General features: G+C 37.3%; 26 protein-coding genes. 17 read left to right on the top strand and 9 right to left on the bottom strand.

The window, feature by feature from the left end:
• The first annotated feature begins 25 nt into the window (after positions 1-25).
• Together HYG79_RS16655 and HYG79_RS16660 are read left to right on the top strand one after the other, a co-directional pair.
• The gene (locus tag HYG79_RS16655) at positions 26-1,042 is read left to right on the top strand and encodes a M4 family metallopeptidase (protein ID WP_179243193.1); all 1,017 of its coding nucleotides are present in this window, start codon (positions 26-28) and stop codon (positions 1,040-1,042) included.
• Entirely contained in the window at positions 1,042-1,320 is a 279-nt protein-coding gene (locus HYG79_RS16660) for a protealysin inhibitor emfourin (protein WP_179243194.1), read from the top strand. The genes HYG79_RS16655 and HYG79_RS16660 overlap by 1 nt, the downstream gene beginning before the upstream one ends.
• Before the next feature lie 417 nt (positions 1,321-1,737).
• On the opposite strand, the gene HYG79_RS16665 is transcribed toward HYG79_RS16660, so the two are convergent.
• Entirely contained in the window at positions 1,738-2,046 is a 309-nt protein-coding gene (locus HYG79_RS16665) for a hypothetical protein (RefSeq protein WP_179243195.1), read from the bottom strand.
• Positions 2,047-2,255: 209 nt separating this feature from the next.
• Here HYG79_RS16665 and HYG79_RS16670 point away from each other — a divergent pair, with 209 nt between their 5' ends.
• The 4 genes from HYG79_RS16670 (at position 2,256) to HYG79_RS16685 (ending at position 5,659) form a co-directional block, all read left to right on the top strand.
• Positions 2,256-2,750 (top strand): RNA polymerase sigma factor, encoded by a 495-nt coding sequence (locus tag HYG79_RS16670; RefSeq protein ID WP_179243196.1) that lies wholly within the window; start codon positions 2,256-2,258, stop codon positions 2,748-2,750.
• Between the two features lie 3 nt (positions 2,751-2,753).
• Positions 2,754-3,353: an AbgT family transporter gene (locus tag HYG79_RS16675; RefSeq protein WP_179243197.1), complete on the top strand. Its 600-nt coding sequence runs from the start codon at positions 2,754-2,756 to the stop codon at positions 3,351-3,353.
• Between the two features lie 799 nt (positions 3,354-4,152).
• Complete coding sequence (locus HYG79_RS16680; protein WP_179243198.1) at positions 4,153-4,956, top strand: hypothetical protein; 804 nt, start codon at positions 4,153-4,155, stop codon at positions 4,954-4,956.
• Between the two features lie 247 nt (positions 4,957-5,203).
• Positions 5,204-5,659 carry a cold-shock protein gene (locus HYG79_RS16685; protein WP_179243199.1) on the top strand — a complete coding sequence of 152 codons (456 nt, stop codon included), beginning with the start codon at positions 5,204-5,206 and terminating at the stop codon, positions 5,657-5,659.
• Between the two features lie 3 nt (positions 5,660-5,662).
• Here HYG79_RS16685 and HYG79_RS16690 read toward each other — a convergent pair whose 3' ends face one another.
• The gene (locus HYG79_RS16690) at positions 5,663-6,196 is read right to left on the bottom strand and encodes a pseudouridine synthase (RefSeq protein WP_394367006.1); all 534 of its coding nucleotides are present in this window, start codon (positions 6,194-6,196) and stop codon (positions 5,663-5,665) included.
• Between the two features lie 259 nt (positions 6,197-6,455).
• On the opposite strand from HYG79_RS16690, the gene HYG79_RS16695 reads away from it, so the two are divergent.
• Positions 6,456-6,830, top strand: a complete 375-nt coding sequence (locus HYG79_RS16695; RefSeq protein WP_179243200.1) for a DoxX family protein — start codon at positions 6,456-6,458, stop codon at positions 6,828-6,830.
• Here the strand turns inward: HYG79_RS16695 and HYG79_RS16700 are convergent.
• On the bottom strand, positions 6,827-7,165 hold the full coding sequence (locus tag HYG79_RS16700; protein WP_228027897.1) for a DoxX family protein: 339 nt from the start codon (positions 7,163-7,165) through the stop codon (positions 6,827-6,829). The genes HYG79_RS16695 and HYG79_RS16700 overlap by 4 nt on opposite strands.
• A gap of 108 nt (positions 7,166-7,273) precedes the next feature.
• On the opposite strand from HYG79_RS16700, the gene HYG79_RS16705 reads away from it, so the two are divergent.
• The 3 genes from HYG79_RS16705 to HYG79_RS16715 all read left to right on the top strand — a co-directional run bounded on the left by HYG79_RS16705 (position 7,274) and on the right by HYG79_RS16715 (position 10,411).
• The gene (locus tag HYG79_RS16705; protein WP_179243202.1) at positions 7,274-8,524 is read left to right on the top strand and encodes an FAD-dependent oxidoreductase; all 1,251 of its coding nucleotides are present in this window, start codon (positions 7,274-7,276) and stop codon (positions 8,522-8,524) included.
• A gap of 58 nt (positions 8,525-8,582) precedes the next feature.
• Positions 8,583-9,149 (top strand): DUF4251 domain-containing protein, encoded by a 567-nt coding sequence (locus HYG79_RS16710; RefSeq protein WP_179243203.1) that lies wholly within the window; start codon positions 8,583-8,585, stop codon positions 9,147-9,149.
• Between the two features lie 71 nt (positions 9,150-9,220).
• On the top strand, positions 9,221-10,411 hold the full coding sequence (locus HYG79_RS16715; protein ID WP_179243204.1) for a PQQ-dependent sugar dehydrogenase: 1,191 nt from the start codon (positions 9,221-9,223) through the stop codon (positions 10,409-10,411).
• 48 nt (positions 10,412-10,459) lie between these two features.
• On the opposite strand, the gene HYG79_RS16720 is transcribed toward HYG79_RS16715, so the two are convergent.
• A complete protein-coding gene (locus HYG79_RS16720; RefSeq protein ID WP_179243205.1) occupies positions 10,460-11,323 on the bottom strand; it encodes a sugar phosphate isomerase/epimerase family protein in 864 nt (287 codons plus the stop codon).
• Between the two features lie 152 nt (positions 11,324-11,475).
• Positions 11,476-12,153, bottom strand: a complete 678-nt coding sequence (locus HYG79_RS16725) for a class I SAM-dependent methyltransferase (RefSeq protein WP_179243206.1) — start codon at positions 12,151-12,153, stop codon at positions 11,476-11,478.
• Between the two features lie 241 nt (positions 12,154-12,394).
• Between HYG79_RS16725 and HYG79_RS16730 the strand changes: the two genes are divergently transcribed.
• From HYG79_RS16730 to HYG79_RS16740, 3 genes are read left to right on the top strand one after another with little or no spacing between them, the layout of a single operon-like run.
• Positions 12,395-14,341, top strand: a complete 1,947-nt coding sequence (locus HYG79_RS16730) for a hypothetical protein (protein ID WP_179243207.1) — start codon at positions 12,395-12,397, stop codon at positions 14,339-14,341.
• A 3-nt stretch (positions 14,342-14,344) separates the two neighbouring features.
• Positions 14,345-15,178, top strand: a complete 834-nt coding sequence (locus HYG79_RS16735; RefSeq protein WP_179243208.1) for a DUF2490 domain-containing protein — start codon at positions 14,345-14,347, stop codon at positions 15,176-15,178.
• Positions 15,179-15,210: 32 nt separating this feature from the next.
• Positions 15,211-16,071 carry an MORN repeat-containing protein gene (locus tag HYG79_RS16740; RefSeq protein ID WP_179243209.1) on the top strand — a complete coding sequence of 287 codons (861 nt, stop codon included), beginning with the start codon at positions 15,211-15,213 and terminating at the stop codon, positions 16,069-16,071.
• A gap of 363 nt (positions 16,072-16,434) precedes the next feature.
• Here the strand turns inward: HYG79_RS16740 and HYG79_RS16745 are convergent, their stop codons facing one another.
• The 4 genes from HYG79_RS16745 to HYG79_RS16760 all read right to left on the bottom strand — a co-directional run bounded on the left by HYG79_RS16745 (position 16,435) and on the right by HYG79_RS16760 (position 19,616).
• Positions 16,435-17,514, bottom strand: a complete 1,080-nt coding sequence (locus HYG79_RS16745) for a serine hydrolase domain-containing protein (RefSeq protein ID WP_179243210.1) — start codon at positions 17,512-17,514, stop codon at positions 16,435-16,437.
• 86 nt (positions 17,515-17,600) lie between these two features.
• On the bottom strand, positions 17,601-18,161 hold the full coding sequence (locus tag HYG79_RS16750) for a porin family protein (protein ID WP_179243211.1): 561 nt from the start codon (positions 18,159-18,161) through the stop codon (positions 17,601-17,603).
• Positions 18,162-18,189: 28 nt separating this feature from the next.
• The gene (locus tag HYG79_RS16755; protein ID WP_394367025.1) at positions 18,190-18,690 is read right to left on the bottom strand and encodes a hypothetical protein; all 501 of its coding nucleotides are present in this window, start codon (positions 18,688-18,690) and stop codon (positions 18,190-18,192) included.
• A gap of 17 nt (positions 18,691-18,707) precedes the next feature.
• Positions 18,708-19,616, bottom strand: a complete 909-nt coding sequence (locus HYG79_RS16760; protein ID WP_179243212.1) for a hypothetical protein — start codon at positions 19,614-19,616, stop codon at positions 18,708-18,710.
• Positions 19,617-19,975: 359 nt separating this feature from the next.
• Here HYG79_RS16760 and HYG79_RS16765 point away from each other — a divergent pair, with 359 nt between their 5' ends.
• From HYG79_RS16765 to HYG79_RS16780, 4 genes are all read left to right on the top strand, one after another.
• A complete protein-coding gene (locus HYG79_RS16765; RefSeq protein ID WP_179243213.1) occupies positions 19,976-20,797 on the top strand; it encodes a sensor histidine kinase in 822 nt (273 codons plus the stop codon).
• Between the two features lie 11 nt (positions 20,798-20,808).
• Entirely contained in the window at positions 20,809-21,483 is a 675-nt protein-coding gene (locus HYG79_RS16770; protein WP_179243214.1) for a LytR/AlgR family response regulator transcription factor, read from the top strand.
• A gap of 351 nt (positions 21,484-21,834) precedes the next feature.
• Positions 21,835-22,092, top strand: coding sequence for a type II toxin-antitoxin system ParD family antitoxin (locus tag HYG79_RS16775; RefSeq protein WP_179243215.1), 258 nt, complete (start codon positions 21,835-21,837; stop codon positions 22,090-22,092).
• Positions 22,079-22,369, top strand: coding sequence for a type II toxin-antitoxin system RelE/ParE family toxin (locus HYG79_RS16780; protein ID WP_179243216.1), 291 nt, complete (start codon positions 22,079-22,081; stop codon positions 22,367-22,369). The genes HYG79_RS16775 and HYG79_RS16780 overlap by 14 nt, the downstream gene beginning before the upstream one ends.
• Positions 22,370-22,555: the final 186 nt, after the last annotated feature.

Here is a 22,555-nt window from a genome sequence, read left to right on the forward strand (position 1 = left end):
GATTAACCCCATATATCTTAACATTATGTGCAACAAACATCATTGTTTTATAGTTCCGCCCCATATTTTGGAGGCTTTGGCCAAAAAGGGAAATGATAACTGTAAAAAAACGCTGAACGATACCCGTAGAATTTTAGAGAAACGAAACACAACCCTTAATAATTTATTGGTACGGGAACAGGAAACAGGAAATGGAGACCGATTTATCTACGATTCGGAAAACCAATACCAACAAAGAGTTTCCCTCTTACGAAAAGAGGGGCAGGATGAAGCTGTAGACCCGGTAGCCAATGAAGCTTACGATACGTCAGGTTTTGTAAGGGATTATTTTAAGGACACTTTTGATTTAAATTCCATAGACGGCGAGGGTTTGGATATTATTTCCAACATCCATTATGGGATGGCGTATAACAACGCTTTTTGGGACGGCGATGAGATGACCTATGGCGATGGCGACGGTAAGGAGTTCAAGAACTTTGCCAGTGCGATAGATGTAGTGGCACACGAGTTGATGCATGGGGTCACCCAATTTTTCGCCAATTTGGAATATCAAAGCCAATCCGGATCCCTGAATGAACACTTTTCAGATGTGTTCGGTACCATTATAAAACAGAAATACTTAAAGCAGGACATTTCGGAAGCGGACTGGCTTATTGGCGATACCGTAGTTACCGAAGATTTCCCCGGTATAGCGATTCGGTCTATGAAAGCACCGGGAACCGCCAATGATTTTGATACCCAACCGGACCATATGGACAACCTATATACGGGTTCTGCCAATAATCAAGGAGTTCATATCAATTCCGGTATCCCGAACAAGGCCTTTTATTTGAGCTGTATAGAAATTGGGCTTGACGCTTGCGGGCTTATTTGGTTTGAGACTCTCAAAGCGCTATGGCGCACTGCAAATTTCAACGATATGCTTGAAATTACCCTTGAAGTGGCCCAAAAACTGGCCAATGAGAAAAAAATACCCGAAAAAGCTCCGGAAATCATAGCCCAAAGTTTTTCAAGTGTAGGTCTTGCCCCAATAGTTGTATAATGAACTATACGATTCAAATTGAAGGCGGATTCACAGGTATCCCACAATTTTATGAAGGGGAACTTGAGCTAACGGAAAATGAAAGAAGCCAATTGCTGGACATTTTTAAAAAAGAAAAAAATGACCAGAGTGATGCATCCATGCTGCGTGACGGATTACAATATCACATTAAATTTATAGAAGGGGATATGGATATGGAATATAGGTTTTCGGAGAAAAATCTACCCGATAACCTAAGAATCCTTATCGATAAAATTCGACTAAAAAATGATCGATAATTTATTTGAGATTGAACTCTTTATTTTTCACTTCCACTAAATAAAAAAATAGGGCGCCTAAAAAATACAAAAAACCATCAACGTAATCACTGGTATATCTAGTGTTGTATCGTGGAAGTATGTATTCAAAATAAAAACAGAACATCAAAGCCATCACAAAGCATAATTGTACGGGTATGATTAAATTTTCATTGGATTTTATATGACGTAAAACATATTGACAAATTTTTAGAACAATGGGCATACACAAAAAATCGTTCATATGATTATCTACACATTCTGGGATAGATAATTGAAATCGCTGCGCCAAATATACAACCATGGCCAAAATACCAAACAAGGGGAAATACCATTTTGATAGAAAGGCATAAAAATTGGCGAAATAAGATGTGTGCTTTAATCCCATCATTATCCACTTTAAGCTGCTATATATCCGAACAAAAGTGCCAAAAACGACCCTATGGCAATAACGATAATCCATACAGAGTAGAAAAACCTTGCAACATATCTAATGATCAAATTGTCGTGGTCTTTTACCCTTTCAAAAAACAAAGTAATTCTGTTAGGCCTTTCAAGTTTATCCACTTTTTGCTTTTCTACGGTTTTTTGTTCACGTTTCAGTTTTCGCTCTAGGGTAATATTAATGATCTTGCCACAATTTTCACAGTAATCCCTGTTCAGGTTTACCGTACCACAGTGCTGACAGGTTCTATATGTTTTTTTCATCTTGATTAATACCTTATCCAAATTTTTACAAAGTTCTATAAAATTAACATGCGGTAACTATGTAGACACCGTTTACGTTGTCATTGATCGCAATCCGGTCACAATGTTGCCCCATTTTACCTATACTTGGCTGCCTGATCAAAAAAAATATGGGTTTTTTGTGATTTTTTGTACATATTACTTACTAATAGGAAAAGACGTAATAATTCATGGGTAAGGAAAAGGAAAATGAATTTACTCAAACCATAAAACAGCACCAAGGTATCATATTCAAGATAACCACTGTGTACACTACTAATAGGCATGATCAGCAGGATTTATATCAGGACATTGTTTATAATTTATGGAAATCGTTCGATAGCTTTCGTAACGAATCCAAAATAAGCACTTGGATGTATCGTGTGGCCATGAACACCGCACTGACGCAAGTCAATAAAAGAAAACGAACCGGATACGCCGTTTCCATAGAGAAAGTTGTGGTACAAGCGACCGAAAATTTTGATTTTGAGTTTGAAGAACGCTTAAAACTGATGTATGCCCAAATTCACGAGTTGAATATTTTGGAAAAAGGTATCATGCTTTTATTGCTAGAGGGTAAAAAATATGAGGAAATAGCAGAAATAACGGGGTTAAGCCCAAGCAATGTGGGGACCAAGATTTCTCGTATTAAACAAAAATTGAAACAAAAATTAACTAAAGCTTAAAATATGGACTTGGAACAATTGCAATTGGCTTGGTCTCAAATGAGCGAGCAATTGGAAAATCAGAAAAAACTAACCGACAAAATTATTTTACAAATGACACAGGACAAATATAAAAACAAGTTCAGAACAGTATCGTTTTTTGAATATACGGGAGCGGTGATTTGCTTTTTTGCAGCTATTTACATTCTCATAAACTTTGGCAAATTACAAGGTCGACTTGAAATAGGTTGCGGTATTTTTACGCTTGTTTTCTTGATTGTACTACCTCTTTTGGTTTTAAATTCGCTCAGAAGGGTAAAATATTTGGATATTACAACCAGTACCTACAAAAAGACTTTATTGGATTTTACAGCAAAAAAGAAACGGTTGTTACGATTTCAACAAATTGGAATCTATGCAAGCTTCTTGCTGTTGTTCGCCATATTGCCGGTCGTGTCGAGGATTTCATCTAACAGGGACTTTTTTTCGATTCCTAGGGAAGCTCCTTTTTATGTGGGACTAGGTCTTACCATGATCGTATTGTTTTTTTATGCGAGATGGGGTTACGCATGCTATAAAAAAATAACCCAGTCTGCTGAAGATATTTTAAAAGAGCTCGATTAATACGATTAAAAGCAAAGGGGATGCGTTGATGAAGCGCATCCCCTTTGCTTTTGTACAAAACCCCTAGTAATTATCGGGTAAAGTTCCTAGACTCTGCCCATCTTACACGTTTACTATCCTTAAGATTTGAAAAAAATGAAAAACGTTTGGATTCCGTAGGTGATTGATTGATGAAAGTTCTCATGATGTTTGTTTTTGATGATGATGTCTAATTAACGATTGAAATTTCTACTTCGCGCCCATTGCACTCTTTTGCTGTTGGTAAAAGATGAAAAGTAGTTGAATGTTCTTGTTTCTGTTGCTGTTTTTCTGATCGATGCTTTCATGATTGCTGTTTTTTTAGATTGATATGATTAATTGCTTACTGTTTTTACATTTATTTTTTTACTGTCTATACTTTGCTTATAAAACCTGTTGGTGCTCCAGCCAAATCCTAACGTAAAATATATCTTGGGCTGTATTTGATGTTGATGTAAAGTTCTCATGATTTCAGTTGTTTTAATTGATGTTATGCTTAAAAGACGAACATAAATATTTTTTGTTACAGTACTATGCAATAAAAGGTACTAAATTAGTATATTTTTAACATTTAAATATTTTTAAAATATTGATAATCAATAATTTAAATTTTTTCACTGAATTTTATTTTTTTTAGAAACTGATTATTTAGACGGGAATAGGGGAGAAGCCTACCCATATTTTGCCTTATAATTTTTTGACTATTAAAGACAAACCAAAACATAAGAAGTACTAAAAGGAGTGTTTCAACGTTATAGTCGTACAACAAAAAACTATACAAATGAGACGAATATTAGAAAAAATAAGAATGTTCTGTGTAGCATCATTCACTGCTTTATCGATATTTTCATGTAGCAATGATGCCGATAGCGAAAATAACAGTTCAGAGGTTTCTTTCACGGCAACCGAATTACAGACGATATTGGAGACCGATGATATTGCAGGCATAACCGATAGTGTCATCGCCGAAGTTTATGTAAATAATGGTAATACAGGCCAAACAGCAAAAAATAATGATTGCTATGATGCCGCGTATACAGATACAGGTTTTACGGTAACGTTCAACAATTGTAATTTGAATGGTAGCGACAATGTAAATGGCACCTTGTCCGTAGTTTATGCGTCAACAGAAAATACAGCTTCCTTTACGGCGACTTACACAGATTTTTTCGTAGGAAATATTAAGCTCACCGGTACTCGCAGTTACTCATTCAATGCCAATGCAGATGATACGGCATATACTTTTTCTGTTACCAGTGATATTACCGTTACTATGGCAGATGAATCGGTTATCTCGGAAAGCGGCACAAAAACATTTGGTTTTGCCTACAATCAAATGGAAGAAACATTCGTATTTACCCTAAGTGGCGATTGGACGCTGAATGTGGATGACGATACCTACGCCATTAATGTTACGTCTGATTTGGAAGGTAATTTAGGTTGTGACTATTTGACGAGGGGCGTAATGGCCATAAACAAAAACGGATTGGAAGTCTCGGTCGATTTTGGAGATGGTACTTGTGACGATAAGGCAGAATTAACCTACCCCAACGGAACGAAAGAAGATATTTCCTTAAGAGATTGATTTTTGAAACAAACTATAATTTTTTTGAACCTCGCTACACAAATAGCGGGGTTTTTTATTTTCAAAGCAAAATACTTTAGTAAACAAAAAGCAAATCTTATCTTTGTAGTAAGTTTATAGAAATGGGCATCGCCCGAAATGAAATTCGTTCCAGGTAAGTTAGTTATAGTTTCTTTTCCACACAATTGCGTTTAGTACTTTCAATTTCTTCATAAACTAAATCGTATTGTATAATTAAAATTACCAAATGGGAAGATCACAACAGACCTTTAGTAAAACGGAAAAAGAAAAGAAGAGATTAAAAAAGCGCGAAGAAAAAGCCAAGAAAAAGGAAGCGCGCAAAGCCGAAGCCAAAGAAAATGGCGGCGGTATTCCTATGGCATATGTAGACTTTAACGGTAATTTGGTCGATACGCCGCCGGACCCAACGATGAAGGTCGAGATCGAGGCCGAGGATATCGTATTGGGTATTCCCAAAAAAGAGGAGGGCGAAGAGGAAGAGTTCGATCCGGTACGCAAAGGAAAAGTATCTTTCTTTGATTCCTCCAAAGGATTTGGTTTTATTATCGATTCTGAAAATTCCGAAAAATATTTTGTTCATGTCAGCGGTCTTATTGATGAAATATTCGAAAACGACAAAGTCTCCTTTGAGCTCGAAAAAGGGCAAAGGGGCATGAACGCTGTTCGGGTCAAAAAAGTGTAGTAACTACAACAAACTGCCCATTGAAATACATTTTCCCTCGGTCAACCCATCCAATGTGATTTCTCCGATACGTACCCTAACCAATCTAAGCGTGGGATAGCCAATAGCTGCCGTCATTTTTCGCACGTGCCTGTATTTTCCTTCGGTCAATACTAGCGTTATCCACGAAGTAGGCCTATGTCTACCGATACGCAATGCCGAACATGCATCGGGTAGGGTAGTGGGAGCTTTGATTTTCGCTATAAAACGTGGTTTGGCAACATATTTTTTGCCCTGTACACCTATCGTAACCCCTTGCATTAAATTTACCAATGCAGCTACGGTTATCTCCCCGTCCAACTGGGCATAATATTCCTTTTCGACTCCTGAACGGTTTATCGTATCACATAATTTTCCATCGGTAGTCAATAATAATAAACCCTCGGATTTTTCATCCAGTCGGCCTACGGGCATAATACCTTCTGGAAACTCCCCTAGACTTGACAGAAAACGTTTCCTTTTGGCCTGTTTTATGTCATTGGATGAAAATTGACACAAAATCCCGCAGGGTTTATATAATTTGTAATGATAATGTTGCACATGTTTGATTTTTTGAAAAGAACCCGTTTAAACTCTTCTCACTTCTTGTAAAATTCCACTTTTTCACTTGAATGCAAAAGTCTAGATGAGTTCAAAGATAACGCTACTGTAATTTTTGTGTACAAAAGCATAATCAAGATATATCGGTGAATGCGATATTGTTAAATTTTTATTCGATAAAGATTTTACTTTTTTGTAATTTCAAAAAAAAATTGAAATGAACTATTTAGTTATTGCACTTCAACTCATTGTTGGTATCAGTATTTTGAACGTTTGGCTGGTTCAAAACAAAAAACCCACCCAATGGCGTGGTGGTGATGCCAAAACCATACAAGAAGAATTTAAAGTTTACGGTTTGCCGGCTTGGAGCTGTTATGTAGTAGGTTTTTTGAAAGTTGTTTTGGCCATAGGCCTGATTACCGCCATATGGGTGCCCATGTTGCTGGGCCCATCTGCCCTTGGGCTTGCCATTTTATTGTCCGGTTCGGTGCTAATGCACATCAAAATAAACGACCCTATTAAAAAGTCGTTTCCCGCCTTGTTGTTTTTACTGTTGTGTGCTTATCTGATATACCACAGCTACGGTTTCTAGATCAAATCAAACAGTGCTTCTGCCAAATAAAAATTGAGTATAGCATAAAATAAGGCAGGAAACGATTGCCACACACTATCCTTTATTTTTATTCGCACGGCAAAGCCCAAAGTCATCAATATTGTTAGGCCTGTAGCCGACACAAAAGCAATAACCGATGAAAAAAAATACCCCAACAATAGTCCCGAAGCGCCGACCAATTGTAAGGCACCCACTGTTTTTCTGAACGAATTGAGTCCATATCTCACGAATTCTGTCCTCATCCTTGGTGACATAAAACAGCCTAGACCAAAAAAAATAAACGAAACTGCAGAAAAAAGTAAAGCTACTGTCATCAAATTCATAGGCTTGGCAAAGATAGTCCATAAATAGTATTGACTCAGAAAATGCTTATGATTAGTGTTCCTAAATCTTTTATTGTAGTTTGATGTATATTTATTTCCATGAAAAAGTCTGATATTAAAATCCATATTGTTGGTGCCGGGGTAAGTGGTCTTATTGCCGCACAAATTTTAGAAAAAAAAGGATATACACCCACGATTCTCGAAAAAACCGATTGGGTAGGAGGTCGTGTCAAAACTGATATTGTCAACGGCTACCAACTGGACCATGGCTTTCAAGTGTTGTTGGATGCCTATCCCATGGCCCAAAAATATCTGGATTATGCTTCATTGGATCTACAAGAGTTTCTCCCGGGCGCAGTGGTTTACAAAAATGGCAAACCCCGTATTATCGGCGATGCGTTACGTGATATATCGCTTTTATGGCCTACTTTGTTTTCAGGCATAGGCACTTTTTCTGATAAGCTCAAGGTTTTTAAATTAAATACGGCCCTCAAAAAGAAGTCAATTGCGAGTATATTCGACACCAAAGCCACAACAACATTGGCGTTGCTAAAATCCAGGGGGTTTTCCGAAACTTTCATAACTGATTTTTTCAAACCTTTTTTTAGCGGTATTTTCTTGGAACCGGATTTGGCTACATCTAGCCGAATGTTTGAATTTGTATACAAAATGTTCGGAGAAGGCTTGGCGGTATTGCCGAAATCGGGTATTGCCGCGATTCCAGAACAATTAAAAGAAAAATTGTCATCTACCCGCATACAGTTTAATACCAACGTTGACACCGTGCTAGAGGGCGAAATTCATTTAGAAAACGGTTCTACCATAAAAAGTGATTACACATTACTTTCCACGCCTGATATTGCTTTAAGCCAAAATAAAGGTAAAACCCCCGTAAAATGGAAAAGTTGTGATACGCTGTATTTTACAGTTCCTAAAAGAAGTGTTCAAAAACCATTGATAGGCCTGATTGCAAAAAACGATGCGCTTGTAAATAATATCTTTTTTCATACAAGTCTGGAAATGGGCACCAAAGGCAAAGAGGAGTTACTATCGGTCACGGTCGTAAAATCACATACTTTATCATCGGAAAAACTAATCGATACCGTACAAAGAGAACTCCGGGATGAATGTAAAATTGCGAATACCAAATTTTTAAAGCAATACCGCATACCCCGAGCATTACCCGATTTAAATAACATAGCCTACACGCTCTCGGCCGAAGAAGCTCAAATTGGCCCCAAACTATTTGCTATTGGCGATTATATGCTGAACGGTTCGCTAAATGCGGCCATGCATAGTGCTGAAGTTGCCACCCACGCATTAACGACCAAGATTGAAAATGACATGTAAACGTGGGTTTCATAAAAATTTGGAGTGATTATTGATGCGTATATTATAAAGGTTTAAGATGGAAACGATACAGAATAAAATATTAAAATGTTCGCTGATTGTGTTATTATTTATTGTTGCGGGTTGTGCTAGCAAGTCGAAGGTAAAGTACAGTCAAGAGCAATTGAGCCAAGTGAACGAGATGGTATCCAACAAAAAGTTCGAGATTAATTCCCAACGGGCGTTACCCTTGACAACCAATGCACTGCAAAGTGTCATTAATGCGGGTATCTTACTGCCTGACAGTAATGCCGGCAGCATAAACCTTCTGGGCAATACCAATCACTTACGAATGTATGGCGATAGCATAAGTATTTATTTGCCCTATTTTGGCGAGCGTCAGTTGGCTGCCGCATACAACAATAACGAAATCGGTATACAGGTAGATTCGGTATTGGAGGATGCCGATATCGATTTTAATGAAGATAGGAACAGGTATGAAATTACCTTTAGCGCGGAACAGGATATGGAATCGTTGAATTTTAGATTGATAATCTTTCCAAATTTAAATAGTACAATATACGTGAACAGTTCCCATCGCAACCCTATCACATACCAAGGTAAAGTAACGCCTGTCTCAGAATGATTTTTCATTCGAGCCAACCTGTTGATGGCATATAATGCTTAACTTTAACACCGTATTCAAACAAAATTAAAATGAAGGGAATTTCGGTAGCAACTATTTTGCTTTTAGCGATATCAATTGGTTTTTTCTCTTGTAAGGACGTAAAAAAACAAAAAGAGGAAAGCCCTAAAATTGAATACGATGAGCCGGTATCAGTTCTTCCAATCAATACATTAAAACTTCCCGAAGGATTTAAAATAGAAGTCTATGCCGATAGTATTGACGGAGCACGATCCATGGCAATGAGTGATAATGGTACCTTATTCGTGGGAACACGAAACGATAAGACCATTTATGCCATACAAGACAGGGATGGCGATTACAGGGCCGACCGTACCATATTATTGGACACCACCATGGAAGTGCCAAATGGTATCGCCTACAAAGACGGGGACCTTTATGTCGCAGAAGTCGATCGTTTGCTTAAATACCCGAACATTGAGTCGCATTTGGACTCGCTTCCAAAACCGGAAGTCATTTATGAGGATTATCCGGATAAATTTCACCATGGTTGGAAGTATATCGCATTTGGCCCGGACGGTAAACTATACGTTCCCGTTGGTGCACCTTGCAATATTTGCGATTCCACATCGGTTGATGAACGTTTTGCCACCATAACGAGAATGGACCCGGATGGCAGCAATCGGGAGATATATGCCAAGGGTGTTCGTAATACCGTAGGTTTTACCTGGCATCCCGACACTAAGGAAATGTGGTTTACCGATAATGGGCGAGATATGTTAGGTGATGATATTCCGCCTTGCGAGCTCAATCGTATCGCTGAAGCCGGACAACATTTTGGATACCCATATTGCCATGGCGGTATAATCAAAGACCCTGAGTTTGGCGATCAAAAACCATGTTCCGATTTTGTTGCTCCCGTTCAGGCGCTAGGTGCACACGTTGCACCTTTGGGAATCAAGTTTTACGAAGGCGATATGTTTCCCAAGAGTTACAAAGGACATGCGTTTATTGCAGAGCATGGCTCTTGGAACCGAACAAAAAAAGTAGGATATCGAATATCATTGGTAAAATTGGACGGCAACGAAGCAGTCGGCTATGAAACCTTTTTAGAAGGTTGGTTGGACGATGCATCCCAAGAACAGTTTGGTCGTCCTGTAGATATCCTGTTTTTAGATGATGGCTCTATGCTAATTTCAGACGATTATGGCGATGCCATTTACAGGGTTACTTATTCTGAACAAATCGCTAGCACAAACTAGTTAAGTCTCTGCTGTGCTATTTTGATGTACGAGCGGAATTGTGAAACATTACTTGAATCCAATTTCTTTTAGCCCCTTGTGACTTATTTTGATGACGTCAAGCGGTTTTTGGCCAAAAGTTTGATCTTGTTCCACAAAATAGTATTTCATTCCGGACATTTTCTTATACTCAAGAATCTTGGTAAAATTGATGTTTCCAGTGCCTACAGGTGCAAATTTACCTTCATCGTCCATATCCTTGACATGCCAAGCCTTAAAACGCTTGGGGTACCTTTTGAAATATGCAATGGGGTCTGCCCCTGCTTTGGTGACCCAAAATAAATCCATTTGAAAGTTTACATATTTGGGATTGCAGTGTTCCAGTAGATAATCAATGGGAACAATACCGTCGCCATCTTTTTTAAACTCAAAATCATGGTTATGGTACAACAGTTTGAGTCCGGCTTTATGGGCTTTTTCCCCTAATTCATTCAAGATTTCGGAGAGATTAGCAGTTCCACCCGTCATACCCATGGTTTGCGTAGCGGTATCATACGTAAAAAGCCCCATGGGCGGAATGGGTACCACAAAATATTTGAATCCTGCAGCTTTGGCATCTGCGAACATGGTTTCGGCATTGTCCAAGGCTATATCGGATTGATGTGTACTTATGGGTCTTAACTGTATGCTTTTCAGATAGGCCTTGAACTCTTTGGGCGACAAACCGTAATACATGCCATTTGCATAACCGGCAGCCTCGATATTTTTATAACCTGCATCGGCGACCTCCTTTAAGGTAGCTTTTGCATTGGTGGCCATATCATCCCTTACGGTGTAAAGGGCCAATCCACCAAAATTGTTTTGTGAAGTCGCGTTAAAAGTACTGGCGATACAAATTGCGAATACTATTGTTCTAAAGGTTTTTTGTATCATTCTCTCTAATTAAAGATTACAAAGTCTAAAAATAAGGATATCAGAATAAACCGTTGCAAAATTATGCTGCTGTGTCATTTGTTTTTAACACTTTGTGAGGGTCTAAATGTATGTATCGTAAACCATAACAAAGGTTTTGGCATTATCATTAATCAAAAAAGAGTATAAAGTGTAGTTGTTATAACACCATCATAATCATTTAGAGCAACGGACAATAATTGGTTTTCTTCTTTTACCTTGAATTTAAAAGGCGGTGCCAATACATCTAATCCACTTTGTTTTTTTAGTCTGGTTCCTTGTCCCGAAATAATATCGGTATTGGGTGTGAAACTTCCTTCGGGTATATGTTCCGTTATGATAACATATTTAAAGCCAGTTAATTTATTCAAGATTTTTTGTACTTCGGTATTTGATAAATGCTGTAATACGAGTCTTAAAATCGCGCAATCCCCAGATGGCAGATCGTCTACTGCCATATCCAAACAGAAAAATTCCAAGTTGTCCATTTCAAACTTTTCTTTGTTATGTTCGATAAGGCCAGGTACGATATCAATGGCTATGTACGTATTCGTATACTGTACCAAATCTTTTCCCACGTTAAAATCACCACAGCCCAAATCACAGACCGTGAGCTTATTCTTGAAAGACGTAAAGAAGGATGCCAATACATTTATGTACGGATTCACTATTGTAGGGTCGTGAGAACCTTTACCCGAATAAAATGTGGATGAACCGCTCCCCCAAAGATTCATTTCATATACTTGCTCCATAGCTTCTTTGGTCGGCCATGGTTTCTTTACTCTTTTTGGGCTGTTCTCCCTATTTCTCATAAAGGGGTATTTATATCACTAACATATTCTTCCAAAAAAATGTAGTGGTGTATGATATCAAAATTGATTAACCATAAATTTAACACGTTCGATACTAAAACCTTGCAATCAAGGGGCAGATATCTTTACGAGAAACCTTAATTTATATCAAAGACCATCAAAAACATCTAAAAACCGGTTTCATTCGTATCAGTAATGAACCAAATTCCATTGACTGTTTGTGTGCGTGATCAATACCAATTTGAATAAGCTAATCCCCGGGGTTCTATTTTCAGTTTTCTTTTGCTACACTATTGTTGCGCAAGAAAATTTGCGTTTTAAAGGAGAGCTTACCGTCAGCAAATATAGAGGTAATGCCGATTATGGCTATACGATAATAGATGGTGATACGCTATTGAACGGTAGGTTTCGCCTTAAAAAGGCAAACCTTGATTCCCTGTTGAATAAGCAGGATTATTCTTTTGATTTTTCAGGTAGTTTTGAAAACAATTATCCTAACGGCTATTGGACATTTCAATTTGGCGAATTTCAATCCAACAATGAATCGCAAGTTATAGATTACCAGTACCGAGTAGCTGTTAACGGAGTTCAAGAAGAGGCCTCTGGGAGTATAACAAAAGGAAAACCAGATGGTTCTTGGACTTACGTTGTACACAAAATAGAAGACTCAAAAGTATCGCAAACACTTTTCAAAAGCACCATTGATTTCAATAACGGGGTTCCCCAAAAGAGTTTTCGCATAGAGAACGATAGTTTGGTACTGGCCGGCCGTTTTTTGAGGAATGGACTGGCACACGACGAATGGTCGCTCTACGATGCCTTTGGTTTGGGTGCTTCGGAAAATTGGCTCTTTTCAAATGGCGTATTGAACGAAATCAATTACGAAGCCAATGGTAACCGTAAAACTTCACGAATCTATGGGGCATATTCCGGTAGTACAAAAACCATAAACCTAGATAAAAAATACATTAAGGCCATAGCGGTCTATCAATTCGCCAGCTCGGATTCCAGTCAGGCAGTAGGCGGGAAGATGCAACAGTTGCTAGCTCAGAATGCTACATATTACAAGAAGATAGATACTATTCTTTCATCACTGGGAGAATCTGCTTTCTTACCGGAGTTCAAGGTTAAGGTTCCGTATTTTAAGCTGTCAGACCAAGAGAATCGGCAGTTGATGTCGATATCTGAAAATTATAGGAATGCCAATGAAATAAGCACCTCATTTTTAGCGGATACACAACTGAATATTCTAAAACTATCGGATGACAATGCAGCGTTCTATTATGAAACGATAAAGAAAATCAAAGAAGATTTTTTAAGACCCGTAGCCAAATTGTTACGGTACAACGACGAGGGAGTTATTGAGTTTGCGCCCAGACAGCAATTGATTCAAAAACTATGGCCCACTGGAAAGCCTTCAACCACCATTGAAGTTATTATCGAATCAAATACCGTGAAAAACAGTCGCTCGTTTCGTTTGGATACTACGGATGAATTCAATTTTTCAGGAAACAACTTGCGAAGTGTGGTTCAGTTGAGCGAATATGCCTTGAAAAGTCTAAATACCATAAAAGATCAATTAGATAAGCGGCTCACAAATGAAAGAAGGCAACAAGAACTCGTTAGTATCGAAGAGCGGTTAATAGCTAGCCAAAAAGAGCTACACGCCCGTATTGATTCAGCGGTAAATAATAGTCCATCATCCGTTAAAAAAGCGCTTTATGCCCTGAAAAACCATTCGGATGAAGCATTGAGTTCCTATTCTTCGTTAACAGCGGTATCGCCGAAACTTGTAGAAGCCAAGAAATTGGTATCATGCTATACCCAACTTAACGTATTGGCAAAGAACATTGGCGAGCTTCCTGAACAAGAAGAAGCGATTAAAGAAAAATACCAGGATCGTATCTGGAACCCATTTATGGCCACCCTTATGGATGAAGAGGTAAAAAAGCGTATTACCTCTGCCTATCGAAAAACCTTGGTTCCCTATTTCCTATCACAGGCACAAGATGAATTTGAGTGCGAAAAAGTAAAAGCATTGAATGTTTTGATAAAAGACACCTATAAGCGAATGTTGGAGCTTAGGGTCGAAAATACTTCAAAATTAGAGCGTAAGCTCAGAAAAGAAACAGACCCACTTAGAGTTTTGGCGTTATTTGAGCTTCAACCTATACCAAAAGAGCAATAGCACATGAGAAACCCTATCGGCGCTATAACTATCCTGTTTTTTTCAGTATTGCTGGTGTTCTACCATCCCGTAGCGGCACAAGATACGGATGTAGAAGTCCTTCCGTCAGAATCCAGGTTCAAAAATCCAAAAAGCAGACTTTGGGTAAATACCTATGGCAATATCAGAATCTCCAAACGCTTATTTTGGGTGGCCCAAACACATTTTCGGTTTGAAGAGACCGATGCCACCCCGTTTGCCGGGCAAGTAGGGCAAATTTACAACCGCCATGCCATAGGTTACATTTACAATAAAAAAATCAATGCAGCATTGGGCGGTGTTATGCGAATCAATTTCAATACCGATGAAAGTTCTACGGACCGCAATGTGGTGCCCGAATTTCGAATTTGGCATCAGTATCAATTTGCCATGCCCGTATACAGTGCCATGATCTATCATCGCATACGAATTGAACATCGGTGGACGCAAGGTTTCGAAGAAAATAGCGATTATATTTTCCGCAATAGGTGGCGTTATATGTTTAGGGCCAAAATCCCTTTGAATAACGATAAGCTAGCACCCAAAACCTTATATATTTCCCCTGAAACCGAATTGATCATGCAGAGCGGTAAGGCCGTTGTGGGTAGTGTGATGGAAGACCTACGTTTGACAACGACCTTGGGTTATATCTTAACCCCGCGACTAACGGTAGCGGCAGGGGCGATGTATTCCCAAGGGCAAACCTTGGAAAATGCTGGTGAGTTCAAACAAAACTGGACATTACGTTTTCATGTATATTTCTCGCCAGATTTTAGGAAAGTCAAAAACAAGTTACCATCCATACATCTAAACGATTAGCCCACAACGTAAGTAGTTGATAAGTACAAAACATGAAAAAACGTATCTTGATTCCCTACATATTGTTCATATCCGTCCTCTTTATTTCAATGGGCATGTTTTACAGGATGTACACGTTGCAAAATAGGATTGACCAATTTAATTCGGATCGGAAAAAACTATACGAAAAAGTAGCTATTTATGAGGATTTGTTATCCAAAGATTCCCTTTTGCTTACGGGAGATTATCATAATGCACTTAAGGCATATGATAAAATAGCCCTAGAGTTGGGAAGTGAAAATTACGGACTCAAAACCCGTATCGCCTTGGCAAAAACAATTAGGAGCTACACCATGGGGAGAGCAATCAAACAAAAAGATACCGTTGAAAACGATTCTTTGGCACAAAATAGAATAGCCGGTCCAGTAGAAATACAACGTTATGATTCTTTGAGCTTTGCCCATGAAAAAGCAAAGATTCAATTGAACCGCCTTAGAAAACAATTAGAGGAAAAGTCTTTTGGAGAGTACCTTACCTTTAAGAGCGTAAAAGGCAACCAAATGCATTACGTAGGTCAAGTACGCAATAACACGGCCAATGGTTACGGTATCGCATTACTCGATACGGGTAGCCGCTACGAAGGTGAGTGGAAAAATAACCAACGCCATGGTGAAGGTGCTTTTTATTGGCCAGATGGAGAATATTATGTTGGTAGCTATGTAAATGGAAAACGCACCGGTTATGGCACATACTATTGGCCAAATGGTGAAAAATACATAGGATATTGGAAGGACGACAAACGCAATGGGCACGGTGAGTTCTATGCTACCGACGGCACTATACTCACCAGTGGCGTTTGGGAGAATGACAAACTTGTTGAAACCGAAAAAAAAGCGAAAAGAACCAGCCGTTAAGGTGTTTTTTTAAAACCTGTACTGTACTGTCTTGCGTTTCATCGTTAAATTTATCAACAATCCCTACTGCACAATGTGCAGCAGTTATAGCCCATTGGTCTGCTATGATGGTATCTTCACAATCAGGTAGGTTTGAATGGCAATTGTATTTTTCAAAACGCTCTGCCAATTTGATAAATTCTACACCCCCTTTGTTATGTCTAGTTATCATTGTGTGTTTCTTATAATTATCTGTTTGACTGAAACTTACGAACATCAATGACAGCAATAGAGGTAAAATGACTGCGTTTGTTTTTTACTTTATTTTAAAATTTTTGATTTAGATTTTATTACTCTATATAAATATTGTAGTAGGTAATACTTTTACTCTGCCAGCAAAAAGTTTGATATCTCTCTTGCGATTGTGTAGACAGATTCTTCAAACTCATTACTGAGTATGATTATTGTAATTCTTTTTTTAGGATATATCCATAGGTCAGAAGTAAATAGATTACTCGCACCACCATGAACTACCAGCTTGTTTTCTGAGTCAGGGTTTTCGATTCCCCAGCCATATCCATAGTTATCATATATGTTTGTGGGTTGAAAATGAGGATAGAGATATGTAGCGGTAGTTGCTTCATCTAGTACTGTATTGTTCATTATTGATTGGCTCCAAAGTAACATGTCACTTGCTCGTGATAGAATACCTCCATTTCCCTTAAGATTGAGATACGGACCATTGTCACTCCAATTCTCTTCATTTGGTTTTTTAGCCTCTTTACCATCAAAGAAGCCATTTGCCACTTCATTAGTTTCCCAATCTGGAATCACATAACCGGTATGGTTCATTTTAGAAGGTTCAAAAACCTGTGAATTTAAAAAGGTTTCATAATCCATTCCACTAGCTTTTTCAATAATCAAACCAAGCAAGCTATAGCCTATATTCGAATAATTAAACCTTTCCCCAACGGGACTAATCAATTCGCTATCAAAAACCTGCTCTAAAAACTCTTCCTCAGTAATGGTTTCATAATCTCCACCAATTCCAACTACTAAACCAGAAGAATGTGTGAGCAACTGATGTACGGTTATATTTTTTTTGTCGTTGGGAACACCGTCAAAGTATTTTGATAAATCATCATTGACCGAGACCTTATTTTGCATTGACAATTTTAGTATTCCAGCAGCAGTAAACTGTTTTGTAATAGAGCAAATGTCAAAAACGGTATTTACATCATTCCATTCATTCTCTTGACCATTCTTTCTTCCATATGCCTTATTGAATATGATGTCGTCATTTTGAACGACTAAAACGACACCTGAAAAGTCTCTTGCCACAAGTTCTTTATCAAGGGAAGATAAATCATTGATTATTACCTCTTCATCACTACTGGTACAACTAAAATTCATTAATGAAAATGATAGCATTAGAAGTAATAGGATTGTATTTGTTTTTTTCATGATTTTTTGTTTTTTGATCGCTATTAATGTTGAAGTAAAAAATAAAAACCCGAGCTGATCGCTTGGGTTTTTATACTCTTTAAATTTTAGAAAAAGAAGCCAACGGATAGTTGAAGGACCCCATTTCTATTTTTCTCTGTAAAGCCGTCTACATCATTAATATTAGATAGTCCAAGATTATATCTTGCGTTAAAATTGAGTCCGTTATCAAGTTTGTAACCAACACCAAAATTTACTCCATAATCTATTGGCTTTAGGAGATCTTTATAATCTAGGGTGCCTCCTTTTGTGGAAAGTAAGTAACCAATTTGTGGTCCAGCTTCTAGACTCAGCTGTTTTGTAACATAATACTTACCCATTAGCGGAAGATTTAGATAGTTTAAATTAATTCTGCCCTCAGATGCAATATTTAGCTCAGCTCCTTGTCCAGAATAGATCAATTCAGGTTGAAAAGAGAATTTTTCCGAAAGGGGGATTTCTGCCAGAAGACCAAAGTGAAAATCTGTGTTGGGATTCAAATCTTCTGAATTGTCTCCAGTAATAAATGCAAAATTTAGACCAGCCTTGACTCCAAATTTAATTTCTTGTGCATCACCATTTGATAAGCCAAAAACTGTCAAAACTGTTACTAATACTACTTTTTTCATAATTTACGTTTTTATATAATTTTATTTTTTAATTCGATTTTCTTTTAAAGATGTAGCGCGTGATGAAAATGCCATTTCCGTCTTTCTCGCCAGCATCACTTTCTACAGCACTTGTAACGAATGTTAAATCCCAACCTTCAGAAATCATTGCGGTTAATTTTGAGGAAATCACAGCGTCATTTGCTGCGATATTTTGAAATCTTATCCCGCCTATGTTATAAAAATTCAAAAGTTTGGTTTCCTCAAAATCTTTTATCCGAATATCCTTTCTTTTAGATTTGTTTCCGGTATTATCCTCTTCGGTTTGTGTAGACGTAAATTCTTTATAGTCTCGTTTATCATTTGCTGAAATTAACCGTGATCGTCCCAATCCATCCGGTATTATTGATTCTACGCTAGTAATTACTTTCACTTCAAATTCTTGCTTTACGTTATTTTGTTGCTTTAAAGCTTCTTGTGCACAAACATTGGTTGCTACGAATGCAAACACGAGTAGTGTTGTTGATTTGATTTTTATCATCTTTTTAATTGTGGTGTTACTGTCTATCATGGCAATACTATTCCAAATGCTTCACTAAACCCTTGTTTAAGAAAATCCTTAAAAGGCACATCATGACCGCCATTTCCGGAAAGTATGTTTGTGTTTTTCGATTGTAAAAATGAAACTTCTTCGACCGTGAGTCTACCAACATCCATGTCTGTTTCTCCATAAATGTATGTTATGTTAGATAGGCTTTCAATGGTATTGAATTGCTCTGTATATTTATTCATTGCCAATCCAGCGAACATTCTAGCTTCATTTCTATTAAATGCATCTACAAATGGTGCATCATCTACTATAGGAGTAACGCCGTTTTCAAAAAACGCACTCTTTCCTTCGGCTAGACCCTGCCACATAGCATCGTTAATGTCTAGCCTACCTGTTATAATTAAATAACCATCGGCCGCATCTATTCCTTTTTGCGCAATAAGCTCTTGCGTTACAAATGCGCCAAATGATATTCCAGCGACATAAACCGTTCTACCTTGATTTTTAAAATAGGTAATCACTTTAGAAAGCATCTCTATACTTTCAGCATTAAAATTAATGGCTTGGTCCAATGTTATATCATTGCCTTCCAATATGTTAGGATTTAACGTTTGGGCCTGATGTACGGTTACGGTTAAAATGCCTGGCGAACCAATGTCTTGTGCAAGATCATCTACTATATCTGTGGCCAATTCGGTACTAGGACCACCAGGTACAGCTATCAGTACTGTAGAAGCTTTTTCATCTCCTCTGAAATAAATCAAATCTTTGATCTCTTGTGATATTTCATCAGCGATTACAGGTGGCTTTTCACCATCATTCTTTGAACATGAGAGTATGGCGACTGCGAATAGTACAGCTATAACTGTATTGGTAAGAGAGTGTAAGCGATTGGTTTTCTCCATTTTTAAAGGTGTTTTTTTCATGATTTATTTATAATTTTTGAACAAAGAAATGGGTGAAAACGCTTTAAAAAATAATATTTTGACAACCGTTGGTTAGTTGTTGATGAACGCAATAATGGCCCTATTACAAATAAATAATATGTTTCTTTACATAAAAGAAATCAATGCATAAAGCCAAATCAATAAGGAAGATAATACTGCATCTGTTGATTTGGGTATTAAATTATTGGTTGTTTGCCTTTGTTGTCCATTCAGATTGGAATGGGTTTAATAATGTTTCTGATGTCCACAATAGTTTAGCCTATGCCTATACTTATGGGATTTTTACCAATATCTTTTTGTTTTACATTCAGGTGTTTTGGTTGGTACCAAAAATGTATATGCAGAATAAAAAAGCAAAATACTATGTGCTTTCTATTTCTATATGTATAGCGGTTTCTTTAATTGAAGTCTATTTTGATTATATTCTGTATGATGTATTTGAAATAGTAGCTCCTGATGAATTTGAGGATAACTTTAGCGTAACTGTTTTTGTTAACCTATTCTACAGTGTTGCTGGTTTTTATTACATCTTTAGACAAGCCCACAAAAAATCCGAAAAGGAAAAACAACTACTAATACAAGAATCGTTTAAGGCAGAATTAAAATATCTAAAAGCACAGTTAAATCCTCACTTTTTATTTAATGGAATCAATAATGTTTACCACTTAATAGGTAAAAATGATACCCTGGCAAAAGATACCCTGCTTCAGTTTTCAGAGCTATTACGCTATCAACTGTATGAAAGTGGTACTCAAATTGTATTGGAGAAGGAATTGGGCTTCGTATCACAGTATATTAAGATGGAAAAAACCCGTAAGGGTTCGGATATTCAGCTAACCTACACTATAGAATTTGAAAGTTCCGCAAAAAAAATAGTTCCATTATTGCTAATTCCGATTGTAGAAAATGCGTTTAAGCACTGTAGTAACCATACGAACAATACCGATAATCGTATAGAGATCAAGATTAAAGAAGTAGGAGGTAAGCTCTCGCTGCATTGTTCAAATACTTTTGATGGCGTAACCGGTAAAAATGCCGTTGGCGGCATTGGCTTAACAAATGTGAAAAGACGCTTATCTATCGTATACCCGGATAAGCATGAATTAACGATACATAGGAAAAACTCGAGTTTTATGGTCGACTTGATTATGTACTTATAGAAAATAAATGAATGAAACAACTCAATTGTTTGATCATAGATGATGAACCTATTGCCAGAGAAGGCATTAACGATTATTGTAAAGAGGTTCCGTTTTTAAATGTGGCTGCACTATGTAAGAATGTATTGCAAGCAAATCATTATCTCGAAAGCAATGAAATTGATTTAATTTTTTTGGATATCAATATGCCCATACTTTCGGGTGTGGATTGGTTAAAAGACTTAAAAAAATCGCCTCCAGTTATTATGACCACGGCATACAAAGAATATGCGTTGCAGAGTTTTGGGTACAACGTTCTGGATTATTTGGTAAAGCCCATTTCCTTTAAACGGTTTTTGCAGGCGGTCAATAAGGTTAACAGTTATTATACGCATACGGATGAAAAGAACATACTTTTCTTAAAAAGTAAAAAACAGCATAAAAAGATAGCCATAGAGGATATTTTATTTGTAGAGGCCATGCAAAATTATATTAAAGTAACAACATCAAAAGAGACTATTATTACACACATTTCTTTAAAGAGTTTTAAAGACCAATTACCCGATAATACTTTTATCCAAACACACAAATCATATATAGTGTCTAAATATAAAGTGGATAAAATCGTAGAAAACAAAATCATTATTGGGGATTATGAAATTCCGATAAGTGTACGTTTAAGAAAAACGGTTTTAAATAATTTTTAGAGTTATATCTAAAAATACTTGAAAACCAATCTGTATCATAATGTTCTGCTTATTTTGCCACCGCTTCATCTCGCACAAATTTTAAAGAGTATTAATCTTTTAAATTATGTCGTCTTCTTGAAAGATTCTCCTTAAAAGTAATGAAATCGAAAAGCGATTTCGCTTTGAGATTCATGAATACCTATAAAAACAATAAACAGGCCATGAATAAACACTTATTATACGAGCCGACGGTAGGAGGGGAGTGTAATGTGTATGGAATGAGAATCTTGAAAATAGGTTCATTCCTTGGAATTTAATTCAGTATTCGCTATTTTACACCAATAGTATGATGATTTAAATATAAAAAATATGGCAACAGTTCGTAAAACGGTAACATTTACAGAACAACAGGATAAATGGATAAAAGCTCAAATCGAAGCGGGTGAGTATACCAATGACAGTGAGTATTTGCGAAATCTTGTACGTCAAGACCAAGCAAATAATGCAAAATTTCTTTCGCTTAAAACCAAACTTATAGAAGGCCTCGAAGGCGGTGTTAGCACGAAATCATTACCGGAAATCATGAAAGAAGTGGAAACACGTATGCGCGAAGATGGCCGTTTATAAACTCTCTAGCAAAGCCGAAATTGATTTGGCTGAAATGTATGAGTTTGGCATATACAAATTTGGGTTATCCCAAGCGCAGAAGTATTTTTATAGTATGCATGAAACTTTTGAAGTGCTATCTGAAAACATGAATTTAGGCCGAGACGCTTCAGAATTCATTTCCGACCTGAAAAGATTCGCTTATAAAGCGCACACCATATTTTATCTTCATACGGCAAGCGGAATTTTTATTCTCAGGGTACTGAGTCAACACATGGATTACGAGCGAAACCTGTAACTGAGCTATGAATACACAAAAATTAGATTTAACTTACAGCAATTTTATATAACGTCGGATTATGGAACATTTGTGTTCTATGATGTTTTGCGTGTCGCCTGTCCTGAGCGTAGTCGAAGGATAACTTTGCTTGGGTAAAGCAAAGTCTTCTGCACTATACTTTCTATAAATTTTTCTTTTAAAAGT

The organism is Costertonia aggregata (assembly GCF_013402795.1).
Lineage (GTDB): Bacteria > Bacteroidota > Bacteroidia > Flavobacteriales > Flavobacteriaceae > Costertonia > Costertonia aggregata.

Excerpts from the sequence above, each read along its gene's own strand:
- HYG79_RS16655 (WP_179243193.1), top strand. The coding sequence starts at position 26 with ATGTGCAACAAACATCATTGTTTTATAGTTCCGCCCCATATTTTGGAG.
- HYG79_RS16660 (WP_179243194.1), top strand. The coding sequence starts at position 1,042 with ATGAACTATACGATTCAAATTGAAGGCGGATTCACAGGTATCCCACAA.
- HYG79_RS16665 (WP_179243195.1), bottom strand. The coding sequence starts at position 2,046 with ATGAAAAAAACATATAGAACCTGTCAGCACTGTGGTACGGTAAACCTG.
- HYG79_RS16670 (WP_179243196.1), top strand. The coding sequence starts at position 2,256 with ATGGGTAAGGAAAAGGAAAATGAATTTACTCAAACCATAAAACAGCAC.
- HYG79_RS16675 (WP_179243197.1), top strand. The coding sequence starts at position 2,754 with ATGGACTTGGAACAATTGCAATTGGCTTGGTCTCAAATGAGCGAGCAA.
- HYG79_RS16680 (WP_179243198.1), top strand. The coding sequence starts at position 4,153 with ATGAGACGAATATTAGAAAAAATAAGAATGTTCTGTGTAGCATCATTC.
- HYG79_RS16685 (WP_179243199.1), top strand. The coding sequence starts at position 5,204 with ATGGGAAGATCACAACAGACCTTTAGTAAAACGGAAAAAGAAAAGAAG.
- HYG79_RS16695 (WP_179243200.1), top strand. The coding sequence starts at position 6,456 with ATGAACTATTTAGTTATTGCACTTCAACTCATTGTTGGTATCAGTATT.
- HYG79_RS16700 (WP_228027897.1), bottom strand. The coding sequence starts at position 7,165 with ATGACAGTAGCTTTACTTTTTTCTGCAGTTTCGTTTATTTTTTTTGGT.
- HYG79_RS16705 (WP_179243202.1), top strand. The coding sequence starts at position 7,274 with ATGAAAAAGTCTGATATTAAAATCCATATTGTTGGTGCCGGGGTAAGT.
- HYG79_RS16710 (WP_179243203.1), top strand. The coding sequence starts at position 8,583 with ATGGAAACGATACAGAATAAAATATTAAAATGTTCGCTGATTGTGTTA.
- HYG79_RS16715 (WP_179243204.1), top strand. The coding sequence starts at position 9,221 with ATGAAGGGAATTTCGGTAGCAACTATTTTGCTTTTAGCGATATCAATT.
- HYG79_RS16720 (WP_179243205.1), bottom strand. The coding sequence starts at position 11,323 with ATGATACAAAAAACCTTTAGAACAATAGTATTCGCAATTTGTATCGCC.
- HYG79_RS16725 (WP_179243206.1), bottom strand. The coding sequence starts at position 12,153 with ATGAGAAATAGGGAGAACAGCCCAAAAAGAGTAAAGAAACCATGGCCG.
- HYG79_RS16735 (WP_179243208.1), top strand. The coding sequence starts at position 14,345 with ATGAGAAACCCTATCGGCGCTATAACTATCCTGTTTTTTTCAGTATTG.
- HYG79_RS16740 (WP_179243209.1), top strand. The coding sequence starts at position 15,211 with ATGAAAAAACGTATCTTGATTCCCTACATATTGTTCATATCCGTCCTC.
- HYG79_RS16745 (WP_179243210.1), bottom strand. The coding sequence starts at position 17,514 with ATGAAAAAAACAAATACAATCCTATTACTTCTAATGCTATCATTTTCA.
- HYG79_RS16750 (WP_179243211.1), bottom strand. The coding sequence starts at position 18,161 with ATGAAAAAAGTAGTATTAGTAACAGTTTTGACAGTTTTTGGCTTATCA.
- HYG79_RS16760 (WP_179243212.1), bottom strand. The coding sequence starts at position 19,616 with ATGAAAAAAACACCTTTAAAAATGGAGAAAACCAATCGCTTACACTCT.
- HYG79_RS16765 (WP_179243213.1), top strand. The coding sequence starts at position 19,976 with ATGCAGAATAAAAAAGCAAAATACTATGTGCTTTCTATTTCTATATGT.
- HYG79_RS16770 (WP_179243214.1), top strand. The coding sequence starts at position 20,809 with ATGAAACAACTCAATTGTTTGATCATAGATGATGAACCTATTGCCAGA.
- HYG79_RS16775 (WP_179243215.1), top strand. The coding sequence starts at position 21,835 with ATGGCAACAGTTCGTAAAACGGTAACATTTACAGAACAACAGGATAAA.
- HYG79_RS16780 (WP_179243216.1), top strand. The coding sequence starts at position 22,079 with ATGGCCGTTTATAAACTCTCTAGCAAAGCCGAAATTGATTTGGCTGAA.